This window comes from Micromonospora sp. NPDC049044 (genome assembly GCF_040649215.1).
GTDB lineage: Bacteria > Actinomycetota > Actinomycetes > Mycobacteriales > Micromonosporaceae > Micromonospora.
On sequence record NZ_JBEZFA010000004.1, the window covers coordinates 73,866 to 87,165 of the forward strand.

A 13,300-nucleotide genomic window follows, 5' to 3' on the forward strand; every position below is an offset into this window, starting at 1 on the left:
GTCTGTTCAACCACGGAAGGGACACATCACATGACCGCGGGCACCACTGAGAAGACGGCGGCGGACAACCGCTTCATCCGGCTCCTGACCATCGGGCACGCCCGGTTCTACACGGCCCACCTCGAGCGCCTCAGCGAGGGGATCGACGAGAACGTCGTGTGGTACACGCCCGGCAACCACCCGCTGTCCGGGCGTATCGACGGGCTTCCCGGTGTGCTGGAGTGGCTGCGCAAGAGCGCGGAGGTCACCAACGGGACGTTCCGCGCCGAGACTCACAAGATCGTCGCCGACGGCGACACCGCCGTCGTGATCGCGACCTGGCGGGGCGAACGCAAGGGCCTGACCCTCGAGATGCCCGGCGTGCACGTTTTCAAGATCAACCCGGAGACCGAGAAGGTCGTCGAGGCACGCATCTGGGTCTACGACGACGTCTTCGTCAACAAGTTCTGGTCCGCCTAGGAGGCGACGTGAGAGTGCGGCTGCCCGCATCGCTGAGCCAGAGCGGCAAGGCCGGCATGGTTGACGTCGACGTACCGGCGGTCACCACGCTACGTGCCGTGCTGGCCGAGATCGAGCGAAAGATCCCCGGGGCCACCCGCAGGATCATGGACGAGGAGGGCAAGCTCTACCGCTTCGTCAACCTGTACGTCAACGGCGACGACATCCGGAACAGCGACGGCATCGACACCACGGTCCACAGCACCGACGAGGTGCTGATCCTGCCCGCGGTTAGCGGCGGATGAGCATCGTGCAACCAGCTGCAGCGAGCCGGGCGCCCGACTACGACGTGATCGTGGTGGGCGCCCGGACGGCCGGGTCGCCGACAGCGATGCTGCTGGCCCGCCGTGGATGGCGAGTGTTGCTCGTCGATCGGATGACCTTTCCGAGCGACATGATGTCGTCACACTTCATCCATGCCTACGGGGTGGCCCGCCTGGCCCGGTGGGGCCTGCTGGACCGCCTGCTCAAGACGGGTTGCCCGCCGGTCGACCGGTTGGCCTCCGACTGGGGGCCGATCCAGCTGACCGGCACTCCCCCGCCCTACGAGGGGTACCGGTTCGGGGTCTGCCCGCGCCGCATCGTGCTCGACCACCTGCTGCTCCAGGCGGCACAGGAGGCCGGCGTCGAGGTCGAGCAGGCCGCCGGGGTGACCGGCCTGCTCGGTGACGCCGACCGGGTCACCGGTGTCCGGCTGCGCCGGCAGGGCCGGGCCCCGGTCGACGTCACCGCGCGCTACGTGGTCGGGGCGGACGGAATGCGCTCCTTCGTCGCCCGCACTGTCAACGCCGAGGAATACCACACGATCCCGTCGCTGACCACGACGTACCTGACGTACTGGGAGAACCTCCCGATGGACCGGCTGCTGATCCACTGGCGGCCGGGCCGGTGCGTGCCCGCGATCCCCACCCACGACGGGCTCACAGTGGTCCTCTCCGGCTGGTCGCACGACGAATGGCGGCGCTACCGCAGCGACGTCGAGGGCAACTACCTGGAGACCGTGCGCACCCAGACCAGCCCGGAGTTCGCGGAGCGGTTCCAGGACGCGCGGCGGGTGCACAAGTTCGTCGGCACACATGACGTGCCGAACTTCTTCCGGAGGCCGTACGGGCCGGGCTGGGCGCTTGTCGGCGACGCCGGCTATCACAAGGATCCGGTGACCGCTCTCGGCATCTCCGACGCCTTCCGGGACGTGGAGCTGGTCAGCGACGCGCTGCACCAGAGCCTGGCCGGCGAGCGCACCGAGGAGGAGGCGTTCGGGCACTACCAGCGGCGACGCGACGAGTTGGCCGAGCCGATCTTCCGCTACACCATCGAGCAGGCCCGCTATCTGCCGCTGACCAACATGCAGATGCTGGTGCTGCGGGCCCTCGAGATCGACGACAACGCGCGGGACCGGTTCTTCGGGGTGCTCGCGGGCAGCGTGCACCCCGACGAGTTCGGCTCACTGTCCAGTGTGGCGACATTGCTGATGCGGACCGGTCTGATGCCCGGAGGGGCCAAATGACCTCGTCAGACGGTCAGGAACTCACCACCGTCGACGCCGATCACATTGCCGGTGATCCAGGACGATCGCGCCCGCGACAGCAGCACTACCGCCTCGGCCACGTCCTCTGGCGTGGTCAGACGACCGTGCGGGTTACCCAGACTGGCCCGCTCGCTCAGAGCGTCGCTGCCGGGGATGCGCCGGAACGACTCGGTGAGCGTGATGCCGGCCCGCAACGCGTTCACGCTGATCCCGTGCGGTGCCGCTTCCACGGCGAGCTGGCGCACGTGGCTCTCCAGAGCCGCCTTGGCCGCCGAGACCGGCCCGTAGTGGCTGGTGAAGCGTGCCGTGCCGGCACTGGTCATGGCGAAGACCTTCGAGCCGTCGACGAGCAGTCCCGCGGCGAACAGATCCTGGAACCAGTAGATCAGGCTGTTGGCCATCACGTTGAACGTCATGTCGATCTGCCTCGCGGTGGCGCCGGGCTGCTCGGGCAAGGGCAGCAGCGGCACCAGCGACCCGAAGGCCAGCGAGTGCATAAGCACCCGCACACCCGCCCCGTCGGTCAGCTTGCCCAGCTTGGCAACCACCTCGGCGCGGACGGAGGCGCTCGCCGCGTTGGCGTTGAAGAATTCGACGCGTACGCCGAAGGCACGCAACTCCTCGACCAACTGATCGACCTCGTGTTGCCGGCCCGACGTGTCGAGATGTACCCCGGCGATGTTGCAGCCGGCCGCCGCCAGACCGAGCGCGGTGCTCCGTCCCATTCCGGCCGAGACCCCGAGGATCAAGCTCCACTGGCCGTTCAACACGTCGTCCATCCGGTCCTCCTCGTTCCGTGCCGCTCAGCGGTCGCTCAACGTCAGTGCTGCCAGGTTGCCGTGCGGACTCGACGCGACCACGGTGGCCCGGCCGTGCACAGCCAGCAGGTCGAGCGCGGCGAGCAGGGGTGCGAGGGTCAGGTATGGCGCGTCGGCGGGGACGATCACCCAGGGCGTCCCGTCATCCTCCGGAGGCCGACCGTGGAAGCGACTGAAGCCGCCCGCCACTGTGGCCAACGGGGTGGCGCCCCGCTCGATCGCCGTCTGCCGCGACTCGAGCACCAGACAACACGCCCCTTCCCCGGCCATACCGCCCCCAGGTCGGTAGGCGGTGGGCCTTTCCTCGGTCGCACCGGCGAGGCCGAGTCGGGCCCGACCCCGTCGGATCGCCCCGGCCATCGTCAGGACCGCGTCGATGCCGGCGACCATCGGATTGGTCAGGGTCAGATTGAAGGCGCGCATCGCCCATCTCATCGACACGTGGCTGGCCGCCAGGTTCACCGAGAAGTTGGGCGCCTCGGCGGGGCTGAGCCAGTGCGCGCCCTCGGTGCGTACCGTCTGGTCGAGCCGACCGACGACCGGATCCGCGGCGAAGTTGGTGCCGACGGCCACACCCATCGACTCGGGTGCCATGGTCGCCGGGTCCAGCTTCGCGTCGGCCATCGCGAGCTGGGCGGTGGCGAGCAGAAACCGGGTTGCCGGCGTGAGGTACTTCCAGCCGCGGGCCCCGAGGTGCTCGGCCGGGTCGAACCAGCCGGCGGCACCGTCCGACGGGGCCGTTTCCGGTGAGACGAGAGAGGCCGATCCGGTCAACACCACGTCGCCGCTCATGCCACGCTCCCCAGCAGCACCGAGATGTTGTTGCCGCCGAACGCGTAGGCGTTGACCAGGGCGTGCCGTGCCCGGGTCGTGGACGCCACCTCCGGGAGGCGGATCGGGCAGGCGGGATCGGGATCGGCGAGCGGCACGTTGGGCGGGATCTCCCGACGCGCGACGATCAGCGCGGCGGTCAACAGGGCGAAGGCGCCGGCGGCTCCGCCGGTGTGGCCGAGCATCGCCTTCAGGCTGTACGCCGGCAGGGCGTCACCGGCCCCGAAGACCGCACCGAGGGCGCGGGCTTCGACCTCGTCGTTGAGCGGAGTGCCGGTTCCGTGCGGGACGACACAGTCGACCTCGTCTGGGCTGGCACCTGCCTCGGCCAGGGCGTCGCGCATCGCACGGACGATCTGCTGGGCGCCCCGGTCCGGCGCGGTCGGGTGGTGCCCGTCGCAGCTCCAGCCGGCTCCGGCCACCGTCGCGTAGCCGCGACGGCCGCGACGGCGGGCGCTCGACTCGGACTCGACCACCATCATCGCGGCGCCCTCACCGAAGATCGTGCCGCGGCGACCGGCGTCGAACGGCCGGCACACCACCGGGTCGAGCGCACCCATCCGGTTGAAGCAGGCCACCCCGACCCGCGTGTATCCGTCGGCACCGCCGGCGAGCACGATGTCCGCCGCGCCGTCACGGATCAGGTCGGCGGCCAAACTGACGCTGTACGCCGAGGCGGAGCACGCGGTGCTCACGCTGGTGACCGGACCGCCGAGACCGAGGCCGCTCGCGAGCGTCGCGGCGACCTTGAACGGGAACGCTGTGACGCCCTCCGGCCCGGGACCGTCGTCCGGTGCCCACTCGAAGAGGCTGACGTCGCCCACGCCGGTGCCCACGCTCACGCCGACCTCGGCGAGGTCGCCACCGGCCAGGCCCGCGTCGGCGAGCGCCTCCCGGGCCGCGGCGAGCGCGAAGGTCGACGTACGCCCCGGAGTGCCGGCACCGGAGTCGGATTCGACGGGCATCGGCGGCACCGCGTAGAGCAGCCGATTGTCCATGTCGGCCCGGGGATCGTCGACGGGTGCGGGAACGCTGCGCGCACTGGCGAGCCCGGCCCAATAGGCGTCCACCCCGTTTCCGACGCAAGAGGTGACGCCCAGGCCGGTAATGAGTATCCGCTCCAACTGTGCCCCCCGCGCCGCGAATTTCGACAACCGCTTCGAGTATAGGTATGCAACGCCGTGAACAACAGTCTCTGAGGGAGCCGCAGACGTGGAGCACGAAGTCGTTACCTACAACCCGATGTCGCCCGGATATTTCGCTGATCCCTATCCGCACTATTCGCAACTTCGGGCCGAGAACCCGGTTCACCTGACCAAATTCGGATTTTTTATCGTCACTCGATACGAGGATGTGCTGGCCGCGTACGAAAATCCGCTGCTCTCCCGCGACACGCGTGGCTGGAACGGATTCCGCGATTGGCGGCGCAGCCCCGACGACGGGCCGCTGGAGAAGATGATGAGCAACTGGCTCGTCATGATCGATCCGCCTCGACACACGCCACTGCGGGAGATCCACGAACGCGCGCTGAGCCCCGCCGTGCTGGCCGGCTGCCGTCCCGCGGTCGCCGCCCTGGTGCACGAACTGCTCGCGCCGGGGCTCGCGGCCGGCGGGCTGGACCTGGTCGGCGACTTCGCCAACCCGCTCCCGGTCTACGTGATCAATCATCTGCTCGGCCTACCTCGGGCCGACTGGGAGCAGTTCGTGGCCTGGTCCCGGGCCATCTCGCTGACGTCGGAGCCGATGCTGACCCGCAAGGTGCTCCAGGCCGGGCAGGACGCGTTGACCGCCATGTACGAGTACTTCGGATCACTCGTCGACAGGCGCACCGCACACCCCGGCGACGATGTCCTGAGCCTGCTCGCCCAGGGCACGACGAACGCCCGGATGACCCGGGAGGAGTTGCTGGACAGCCTCGTGTTCCTCTACCAGGCGAGTCACCCGACCGGCACCCAGATGCTCGCGCTGGGGCTGTTGTCGCTGGTCAACCACCCCGACCAACTGGCCGCACTGCGCGCCGACCCGGGCCTGCTGCCGACCGCGATCGAGGAACTCCAGCGTTTTGACGGCCCGGTGCAGATGAACGACCGAGTCGCGAGCGTCGATCTCGACCTCTTCGGCCAGCACATTGAGGCGGGCCAGCTGGTGCGACTCTGCCTCGCCTCGGCCAACCGCGACCCGGACGCGCTACCCGGCGCCGAGGAACTGGACATCACCCGCGAGAAGCCCCGCCACTTCGGGTACGGGCACGGTCTGCACTACTGCGTGGCCGCGGCGCTGGGGAGGATACAGACCCAGGAGAGCTTCGCCGCGCTGCTGGCCGGAGCACCTGACCTGCGAATCCCTGACGTCAAGCTGCGTTTCCTGCCGTCGGCGAGCAACCGGGGTCTGGCCGCCCTGCCGGTGTCGTTCTGACGGTCCGGTCCGAGCCGGGGCGGCAATTCCGCCCCGGCCACCGGGCCGTCCACGCGCGATCGCGCCCACCAGGGATCGCGCGGCCAGGCCCTCGGGCGCGCCGCGCGTCCCAGCCGGTCGGGCGCGCCCCGCGTCCTGGCCATCAGGGCGTGCCGTGCGTCCCGGCCATCGGGCGCCCCGCGCGTCCCGGCCGCCGTGATGGCGCACCCGGTGCCTGCGCCGCCCGGGTGCGACGTCGCCCTGGCCGATGTCGACGTGCCGGGCACCCAGGTCGACAAGCACTTGTAGGCGTGTCGGGCTGCGGTCGGGGCCGCGCCCGCGGAGCCTCCCCGGACATGGCGACGCGGCCGCAACGCTGCGGCCGCGTGGCACATGGGGCTGGTCAGGCTGCCGCCAGCTTCTCCTCGACCATCTCGCGCACCTCTCCGAACGAGGTCATGTCGCGCACCTCGTCCTCCGAGATCTTGATCTCGTATTTGCGCTCGAGCGCGACCAGCACCTCCAAGGCCTTCAGCGAGTCGACGCCAAGCTCGGCGACGAAATTCGCATCGTCGGTCACGCTTTCCGGATCGAGGTCGAGCACGTCGGCAACGAAACGGCGCAGCTCTTCCGGATCGAGTGTTCTAACGCTCGAGGACATCCGTCGACTCCTATTCAATCGCATCAGGACGCGACCCCCCGATGAGGACGCAAAAGCCGAATTCAGGTTACCCTGGAAGGGCAGTCGGACAACAGGGCTTGAGTGGTTCATATCAAAGGAACAAGATGCGCTCCGCAATGATCAACAGCTTGGTTATTTCATGATCCTCGGATACCCCTAGTCCCGGCAACAATCGCTTGTCCGACATTCCGAGCCGATCCAGCGCGCTAGCCGACACCAGCACTCGCGCGTCATCGTCGAGCAGTCGCCGGATGGCCGCCCGGTAGTCGGGATAGACACCCCAACCGGCGCCGCCCAGCTCGATCGGCCCCGGCGGTGCGGTGTCGATCGCATACGTCGCGGCGAGCCCGCGCAGCAGCACCACCATCGGGGACTGTCGGTGCAGGCCGTGCGCCAGCCACAACTCGTGCGCGTACTGCTCCTCGATCGCGCCGCGGTGGGCCCGCTCCAGAATCGCCACTGTCGTCATTTGGTCCCCAGCACCAGGCTCACGTCGGCTGCCCGGGAGCGCTCGACGAACTCGTACGGCGGACGGATGCGCACCGCCGGGATCTGCGCCGACGCCCCCCGCTCCTCGGCGCAGTAGCGGCAGACCAGCCACGCCAGCCGACCGGCGGACCAGTCGATCAGGTGTGTGGCGAGCGCAGCGGACGACGGGTAGTCGCGGTCCCACTCGGTCAGGTTGCGTGGCTTGGTCGGGGCCAGGCCGGTAACCGTCAGCGCGGTCGAGTAACCGCAGGTCCAGAGAGTCGTCTGATGGCCCTGCCGGACCGCCTCCTCGGCCATACGGACCGCCGTGGTGAAGAGATCCGACTCGTACGGCGCTCCGATCAACCCCAGAAACAGGGACCGGCCATCGGCAGGGGCAGCCATCTCAGTGCCACACCGGGACGCAGCCCGCCGCCATGAGCATGCTTACCAGATTGGGCATACCGCCCAGGCGAACGCCCTCGGGGTAGTCCTCGGGGAGAAGACCACGGGTGCGCACCGAACTCTCGTCGGCCCAGACCTCGACGCCGGCGTCGACCAGGCTCGTCACCGCCGGGGCACGTGCGCCGATCACGGCGTTCTGGATGAGGAAGACGGTCACCGGATGACCGGCGCGGCGCAACCCGGTGCCGAGCTCGAAGAACCGCGGCACGTCCGGGCTCTCCTGCTCGGCGCGGCTCTCCACCAGGAGGTACGACCGCACGACACTCACCCCGCCGGCCGCTGGAACGTGTCGCTGAGCAACGCCAGCACGCGCTTGTCGTACTCGTCGGTGGCGATCAGGCGCGCGGTCGTGTGGCTGGCACCGGGAACCCACCACACCTCGGCCTCCGGATAGTGCTTCAGCTGCGCACGGATGTCCTCCGGCCGGGCAACCGGGTCGGCCTCCCCCGCGATGAACAGCAGCCGGACGGAGTGATCGGATAGTTCCTGCGGCCAGGGCGCGGGCTTGAGGAAGAAGAGCGATGCCCGGGTGAAGAAGAAACGGGAGGCGGCCCGCATCGCCGGGCCGGCCAGGAAGCGCGGCAGCTTCGTCATCGTGGCGTCGAAGGTCCGCTTGATGGTGCCCTCGATGTCCAGAGTCGGCCCGCTGTCGCAGACCACCGCGCGGACCAGGCCCGGCTCGAGTCGGGCGCACTCCAGCGAGGTCCAGGCTGACATCGAGAAGCCGACGCAGGCGACCCGGAAGTCCCCAAGGTCGGACCGCGACCGCAACGAGGTCACGACGTTGTGGTGGTCGATCGCGTAGCGCGGGGACTGGCCTCGGAACAGTCGGTCGTCGGCGCTGTCGCCGTGGTTGCGCATGTCGAAGGTGAGGACGTGGTAACCCGCCTCGTGCAGGGTCTTGGCCAACGGCATGAGCATGCCGCTGTTGCGGCCCATGCCGTGGCCGAGGACGACGACGACCTGCTGTTGCCCGGCTTCCTCGGCGGTCTGCGCCACGGTGTCGCCGCCCGCCTCCGGAGCTGGGATGAACCAGCAGGCCAGGGCGACGCCGTCGGCACCGGCAACGGTGATTCGCTCGGCCGGCAGGTCGAACGACGCCGGTGTCTGCCGAACCGCTCGGCGCTTGGGGTGATAGACGCTCCAGGCTGCGCGGGTCATGACCCAGGCCGCCACGCCCAACGGGACGATCGTCACCACGCTCGCCAGGTCGACCAACCGGGACGGCTTAGCCCGCAAGTGCCTCACCCCCATTTTCCCATTGCATCCACTCTACATTTAGGGGTACCCCGAAAGACCACCCCTATCTTCAACTTCGGGGTGATCAACGATGGTGCACAGTGCTCAATGTCGGATACATCTCCGGTAGGCTCGTGGCCTCACGAGGGAAGGGGAAGTGTTGATCTCCAGAGCCACGCCTCTCTCACACTCGCCGCAGGTCGTGAGCCGCCACCCCGGCGGGCTCGTGTGCACAATGGATATTGATCCAGCCGAGCCGGTGCTCGCCGGCCACTTCCCCGGCTTTCCGATCTTCCCTGGCGTCTGCCTGGTCGAATGCGCTCTGCAGGCCGCCTACCAGCACCGACCGGCCGCCCAGTTGACAAGTGTCCACCGGGTCAGGTTCATCAAACCGGTGTTCCCGGGTGATCGGTTGACCATCAACATCGACTTTCCGGCTGATGCTTGCTCGGCCCAGATCTCGACCGGTCGACCTGACGGTTTGGTCAGCGAGGCGGCCTTGATCGTCCTACGTTTCGCGGAGGGCGGGGAGAATGGACACCGCTGAGATCAAGCGGATACTGCCGCACCGATTCCCGATGCTGTTGATTGATCGCGTCGACTCCATGATTCCGGGCGATTCGCTGATTGCGACAAAGGCCGTCACTGCGAATGAACCGTGCTATGCCGGCCTGCCCGACGAAGCGGCCGACTATTCCTATCCGTTCACCCTGCTCGTCGAGTCGTGGTGCCAGGCGGCCGGGGTCCTCGCCGTCCACGGCACGCCCAACCCCGACGTGCTCGCCGGTCGGGTGACGCTGTTCGGGGCGATCAACCGCATCGAGGTGCTCGCGCCGGTCCACCCGGGTGACCAGGTGACCCATCACGTGCGGGCACTCAAGCTGCTCTCCGACGCGGCGGTGTTCACCGGCGAGTCCACTGTGGCCGACGTTCCGGTGTTGCGGGTCGGTCAAGTGATCATCGCGCTACGCGAGGCTGCCGAGCTGCGCAGCCCCGCGTGACCCCGCAAGACTCGAGCTCGGGAGGTTGAGATGGACGAACGACGGCCGACCGCGGTGGTCACCGGCGGGTCACGCGGGATCGGGGCCGCGATCGTGCGACGCCTCGCCGCCGACGGCTTCGACGTGAGTTTCTGCTACCACGCCAGTCCCGTCGCGGCCGAACAGGTGCGCGAGGCGGCGTCCGCCGGTGGCACCCGGATCCGCGCCCACCAGGTGGACGTCCGCGACTACGCCGCGGTGAAGAAGTTCGTGGACGCCGCGGAGGAGGATCTCGGCCCGGTCGACGTGATGGTCACCAGCGCTGGCATCGTGCGTGACAACCCGATGGTGATGATGCGCCCGGAGGACTGGCGCGAGGTCGTCGACGTGAACCTCGACGGCACCTATAACGCCTGCCGGGCCACGATCTTCTCGATGATGAAGCGCCGCTCGGGCTGCCTCGTCACGCTCTCCTCCGTGGTCGGCCTGCGGGGCAACGCCACCCAGACCAACTACTCGGCCAGCAAGGCGGGCATCATCGGGTTGACCCAGTCGCTGGCCAAGGAGGTCGCCCAGTTCGGTATCCGGGCGAACGTGGTGGCCCCCGGCATGATCGAGACGGAGATGACGGCGGCGCTCACCGGACGGATCCGCGAGCGGGCGCTCAAACAGATCCCCATGGGTCGGATGGGCACGGCCGACGAGGTCGCCGACCTCGTCTCGTTCCTCGCCTCGGACCGGGCGCGGTACATCACCGGCCAGGTCTTCGCGGTGGACGGTGGGATCGTGCTGTGAAGGCCGCACGCTTCTACTTCTCGCTACGCAGCCCGTACTCGTGGCTTGCCTACCGCGATCTCGTGAGCGTCCACACCGACGTCGCCGACGTCATCGAGTGGCGGCCCTTCTGGGAGCCCGACGAGGAGTCGCGGGCAGCGCTCACCGACAGCGGCGGCGCATTTCCCTATGTGAACATGTCCCGCGCCAAGGCGCTCTACATCCTGCAGGACGTGCGCCGGCTCGCCCAGCGCCGCGGTCTCGCCATCACGTGGCCGGTCGACCGCGCCCCGCATTGGGAGGTGGCCCACCTGGCCTACCTCGCCGCCGAACGCCTCGGCCGGGGCCGCGCCTTCATCGATGTCGTCTACCGCGCGCGCTGGGAGGAGGGCCGCGACATCAGCGACCCCGCCACGATGGCCGCTATCGCCATCGAACTGCAGCTGAGCCCGGAAGAATTAAGCAATGCGGTATCCGACCCGCAGTTGCGCGCCGACGGGCTCGTCGCCCTCCGCCGCATCGACAAGGACGGCGTCTTCGGCGTTCCGTTCTTCGTGCACGGCCGCGAGAAGTTCTGGGGGCTGGACCGCCTCCCCGACTTCGTCGCCGCGGTTCGCGCCGACCGGCGGTCGGACAGCGAATCGGCGAAGCTGGTCGCGGCGACCGCCCCGACCAGCACGGACGACCAGGTATCCGTCACCGTGAGCCCGGGAGGCGATCAGGGCCACGCCGGTGGTTGCGGATAAGCGACACCCACAACCGCGGCCGGGTCAGACAGTCGTTTTCGAGACCGGCCGGGCCGGGGCGGGTTGGGGACGGCTCGGCGTGACGAGGAAGACACCGACCACACCGGCCAGAACCGCGAGAAGTGCGCAGAAGCCGAAGACCTCACGGTAGGCCGTCAGGCGAGCGGCGTCCTGCCCGGCGAGGACCGCAGCCAGGACGGCGACGCCGAGGGCTCCGCCGATCTGCCGAGCGGTCTGGTTGAGGCCGGTGGCGGCGGCGAAGCGCTGGGGCTGCACGGAGAGGGCGGCCGCCGTGGAGACGCCGGTGGTGATCACGCCGATGCCCACGGCGCCGAGCGCCGCGGCCGGGAGGAAGAAGGACGCGAAGTGGGGTGTGTCGGGTGCCCACAGCGCGAAGAGCCCGGCGCCCGCGGCCATGACGAAGGCGCCGAGGAGCACGGCGGCGCGCAGACCGAGCCGGTGGATGAAGCGGCCGGTCAGGACCGCGACCACTGCGGTCAGCACAGCGGTGGGACTCATCGCCAGGCCCGCCCGCAACTCGCGGTAGTGCCAGATCTCGGTCAGATACAACACCGAGCAGAGCATCCAGGCGAAGAGGGCCCCGCCGTACAGCAGGGAGGCGAGGTTGGACACGGCGAACCCGCGGTTGCGCCAGAGCGCGATCTCGATCGTCGGCACCGGATGGCGCAGCGACCGCCACACCGTGAGCGCTCCGGCCGCGACAGCTCCGGCCAGGCAGGCGATCGTCCGGAGGTCGCCCCAGCCCCAGTCACCGCCCTCGGTGACGCCGAGGACGGCCAGGCCGACCGCGCCCGCGAGCAGTGTCGTGCCGATCAGGTCGGGCAGACGGCCGCCCGCGCTCCGGCCGGCCGGCAGCACCACGGCCCCGAGCACGATGAGCACCCCGAGCGGCAGGTTGATCACGAAGACGGAGCGCCAGCCGAACGCGTCGACCAGGATGCCGCCAAGCGCCGGGCCGAGCGCCGCGGCGAGGGCACCCGCCGCGCTCCACGCCCCGATCGCGGCCCCGCGCCGGGCCGCCGAGGTGTCGTGCAGGACGATGGCGAGCGACGCCGGGATCATGGCGGCGGCACCGACCGCTTGGAGGCCCCGGCCGACCAGCAGTACGGCCAGGTTGGGCGCGAGCGCGTCGAGCAGCGACATCGCGGTGAAGATGCCGACGCCGGTCATGAAGAGAGCCCGCCGGCCGATCACGTCCGCGATGCGGCCCGCCGGCGCCAGCAGCGCGGCGAAAACCGTGGCGTAAATGGTGATGACCCAGGAGGCGTCGGCAACCGTCACGCCTGGGTACGACGTGATCAGATCGGGAATCGCCAGATTGACTACTGTGACATCGAGAAGAGCGAGAAATGCCGCTCCGCAGGACAACAGGAGAGGGAGCGAGGCTGATTTACCGACGACTGGAGCTTCATCCGGCACAATCCCGCCCCCGTCCGAGTCAACGCGGTTTACACTAGGTCGCGGCCGGAGTGGCGTCAAGACCCAGCGCTGTCCGCACCAACACTCATCGTGATCTCGCTGACCGCGACCATCCCGTCCCGCCAGCGGGTGAGCATCGCCCCCGGTGTGCCGTCATCCCACCTGAGCTGCACATGCGCGGTGTCCGGGCTCTCGATGCGCACCCCGTCGAGCACCATCGTCTGCTGCGGCGGACGCCGCCGGTAGGCCGCGGCGAGCGCGTCCCGCCCGACGATCGGTGGCACCGGAAGATCAGTGAATGTCACTCGCGCATCCTCGGTGAATGTCTGCGCGAACGCCTGCCAGTCGCCCGACCGCACGCATTCGTTGAACAATGCCGTGTGCGCCTCGACGGCTTGTCGCAAATCCTCGGCCATGCCGGCAGCTTACCGCCGCAA

Annotated in this window: 18 protein-coding genes; 8 read left to right on the plus strand and 10 right to left on the minus strand. The window is 69.2% G+C overall.

Going from position 1 to position 13,300, the window contains the following annotated elements; genetic code table 11:
* The first annotated feature begins 30 nt into the window (after nt 1-30).
* Genes AB0B85_RS04330 through AB0B85_RS04340 form a run of 3 tightly spaced genes read left to right on the plus strand, consistent with a single transcriptional unit; the run spans nt 31 to nt 2,005 of the window.
* Nucleotides 31-459 carry a nuclear transport factor 2 family protein gene (locus AB0B85_RS04330; RefSeq protein WP_357403432.1) on the plus strand — a complete coding sequence of 143 codons (429 nt, stop codon included), beginning with the start codon at nt 31-33 and terminating at the stop codon, nt 457-459.
* Between the two features lie 8 nt (nt 460-467).
* On the plus strand, nt 468-743 hold the full coding sequence (locus AB0B85_RS04335) for a ubiquitin-like small modifier protein 1 (RefSeq protein ID WP_357403435.1): 276 nt from the start codon (nt 468-470) through the stop codon (nt 741-743).
* A gap of 5 nt (nt 744-748) precedes the next feature.
* Nucleotides 749-2,005: an NAD(P)/FAD-dependent oxidoreductase gene (locus AB0B85_RS04340; protein ID WP_357403437.1), complete on the plus strand. Its 1,257-nt coding sequence runs from the start codon at nt 749-751 to the stop codon at nt 2,003-2,005.
* Nucleotides 2,006-2,010: 5 nt separating this feature from the next.
* On the opposite strand, the gene AB0B85_RS04345 is transcribed toward AB0B85_RS04340, so the two are convergent.
* From AB0B85_RS04345 to AB0B85_RS04355, 3 genes are read right to left on the minus strand one after another with little or no spacing between them, the layout of a single operon-like run.
* Nucleotides 2,011-2,805 carry an SDR family oxidoreductase gene (locus AB0B85_RS04345; RefSeq protein WP_357403439.1) on the minus strand — a complete coding sequence of 265 codons (795 nt, stop codon included), beginning with the start codon at nt 2,803-2,805 and terminating at the stop codon, nt 2,011-2,013.
* Between the two features lie 24 nt (nt 2,806-2,829).
* The gene (locus AB0B85_RS04350) at nt 2,830-3,636 is read right to left on the minus strand and encodes a beta-ketoacyl synthase N-terminal-like domain-containing protein (protein WP_357403441.1); all 807 of its coding nucleotides are present in this window, start codon (nt 3,634-3,636) and stop codon (nt 2,830-2,832) included.
* Nucleotides 3,633-4,829: a beta-ketoacyl synthase N-terminal-like domain-containing protein gene (locus AB0B85_RS04355; protein WP_357403443.1), complete on the minus strand. Its 1,197-nt coding sequence runs from the start codon at nt 4,827-4,829 to the stop codon at nt 3,633-3,635. Before AB0B85_RS04355 ends, AB0B85_RS04350 begins: the two co-directional genes overlap by 4 nt.
* A gap of 58 nt (nt 4,830-4,887) precedes the next feature.
* Here AB0B85_RS04355 and AB0B85_RS04360 point away from each other — a divergent pair, with 58 nt between their 5' ends.
* On the plus strand, nt 4,888-6,090 hold the full coding sequence (locus AB0B85_RS04360) for a cytochrome P450 (RefSeq protein ID WP_357403445.1): 1,203 nt from the start codon (nt 4,888-4,890) through the stop codon (nt 6,088-6,090).
* 382 nt (nt 6,091-6,472) lie between these two features.
* Here AB0B85_RS04360 and AB0B85_RS04365 read toward each other — a convergent pair whose 3' ends face one another.
* The 5 genes from AB0B85_RS04365 to AB0B85_RS04385 form a co-directional block, all read right to left on the minus strand.
* Nucleotides 6,473-6,730, minus strand: coding sequence for an acyl carrier protein (locus tag AB0B85_RS04365; RefSeq protein ID WP_357403447.1), 258 nt, complete (start codon nt 6,728-6,730; stop codon nt 6,473-6,475).
* A 112-nt stretch (nt 6,731-6,842) separates the two neighbouring features.
* Nucleotides 6,843-7,211, minus strand: coding sequence for a hypothetical protein (locus AB0B85_RS04370; protein WP_357403449.1), 369 nt, complete (start codon nt 7,209-7,211; stop codon nt 6,843-6,845).
* A gap of 5 nt (nt 7,212-7,216) precedes the next feature.
* Nucleotides 7,217-7,624, minus strand: coding sequence for a hypothetical protein (locus AB0B85_RS04375; protein WP_357403451.1), 408 nt, complete (start codon nt 7,622-7,624; stop codon nt 7,217-7,219).
* Between the two features lies 1 nt (nt 7,625).
* Nucleotides 7,626-7,943: a hypothetical protein gene (locus tag AB0B85_RS04380; protein WP_357403453.1), complete on the minus strand. Its 318-nt coding sequence runs from the start codon at nt 7,941-7,943 to the stop codon at nt 7,626-7,628.
* Between the two features lie 5 nt (nt 7,944-7,948).
* Nucleotides 7,949-8,923 carry an alpha/beta fold hydrolase gene (locus AB0B85_RS04385; protein WP_357403455.1) on the minus strand — a complete coding sequence of 325 codons (975 nt, stop codon included), beginning with the start codon at nt 8,921-8,923 and terminating at the stop codon, nt 7,949-7,951.
* Nucleotides 8,924-9,080: 157 nt separating this feature from the next.
* Between AB0B85_RS04385 and AB0B85_RS04390 the strand changes: the two genes are divergently transcribed.
* From AB0B85_RS04390 to AB0B85_RS04405, 4 genes are read left to right on the plus strand one after another with little or no spacing between them, the layout of a single operon-like run.
* Nucleotides 9,081-9,470, plus strand: coding sequence for a FabA/FabZ family ACP-dehydratase (locus tag AB0B85_RS04390; RefSeq protein ID WP_357403457.1), 390 nt, complete (start codon nt 9,081-9,083; stop codon nt 9,468-9,470).
* Nucleotides 9,457-9,924 (plus strand): beta-hydroxyacyl-ACP dehydratase, encoded by a 468-nt coding sequence (locus AB0B85_RS04395; protein WP_357403459.1) that lies wholly within the window; start codon nt 9,457-9,459, stop codon nt 9,922-9,924. The genes AB0B85_RS04390 and AB0B85_RS04395 overlap by 14 nt, the downstream gene beginning before the upstream one ends.
* Nucleotides 9,925-9,954: 30 nt before the next feature.
* Nucleotides 9,955-10,698: a 3-oxoacyl-[acyl-carrier-protein] reductase gene (gene fabG / locus AB0B85_RS04400; RefSeq protein WP_357403461.1), complete on the plus strand. Its 744-nt coding sequence runs from the start codon at nt 9,955-9,957 to the stop codon at nt 10,696-10,698.
* Nucleotides 10,695-11,423: a DsbA family protein gene (locus AB0B85_RS04405; protein ID WP_357403464.1), complete on the plus strand. Its 729-nt coding sequence runs from the start codon at nt 10,695-10,697 to the stop codon at nt 11,421-11,423. Before fabG ends, AB0B85_RS04405 begins: the two co-directional genes overlap by 4 nt.
* A 24-nt stretch (nt 11,424-11,447) precedes the next feature.
* Here the strand turns inward: AB0B85_RS04405 and AB0B85_RS04410 are convergent, their stop codons facing one another.
* Together AB0B85_RS04410 and AB0B85_RS04415 are read right to left on the minus strand one after the other, a co-directional pair.
* The gene (locus tag AB0B85_RS04410) at nt 11,448-12,863 is read right to left on the minus strand and encodes a DHA2 family efflux MFS transporter permease subunit (protein ID WP_357403466.1); all 1,416 of its coding nucleotides are present in this window, start codon (nt 12,861-12,863) and stop codon (nt 11,448-11,450) included.
* A 56-nt stretch (nt 12,864-12,919) separates the two neighbouring features.
* Entirely contained in the window at nt 12,920-13,279 is a 360-nt protein-coding gene (locus AB0B85_RS04415) for a nuclear transport factor 2 family protein (RefSeq protein ID WP_357403468.1), read from the minus strand.
* Nucleotides 13,280-13,300: the final 21 nt, after the last annotated feature.

Excerpts from the sequence above, each read along its gene's own strand:
- AB0B85_RS04330 (WP_357403432.1), top strand. The coding sequence starts at position 31 with ATGACCGCGGGCACCACTGAGAAGACGGCGGCGGACAACCGCTTCATC.
- AB0B85_RS04345 (WP_357403439.1), bottom strand. The coding sequence starts at position 2,805 with ATGGACGACGTGTTGAACGGCCAGTGGAGCTTGATCCTCGGGGTCTCG.
- AB0B85_RS04350 (WP_357403441.1), bottom strand. The coding sequence starts at position 3,636 with ATGAGCGGCGACGTGGTGTTGACCGGATCGGCCTCTCTCGTCTCACCG.
- AB0B85_RS04365 (WP_357403447.1), bottom strand. The coding sequence starts at position 6,730 with ATGTCCTCGAGCGTTAGAACACTCGATCCGGAAGAGCTGCGCCGTTTC.
- AB0B85_RS04375 (WP_357403451.1), bottom strand. The coding sequence starts at position 7,624 with ATGGCTGCCCCTGCCGATGGCCGGTCCCTGTTTCTGGGGTTGATCGGA.
- AB0B85_RS04395 (WP_357403459.1), top strand. The coding sequence starts at position 9,457 with ATGGACACCGCTGAGATCAAGCGGATACTGCCGCACCGATTCCCGATG.
- fabG (WP_357403461.1), top strand. The coding sequence starts at position 9,955 with ATGGACGAACGACGGCCGACCGCGGTGGTCACCGGCGGGTCACGCGGG.
- AB0B85_RS04415 (WP_357403468.1), bottom strand. The coding sequence starts at position 13,279 with ATGGCCGAGGATTTGCGACAAGCCGTCGAGGCGCACACGGCATTGTTC.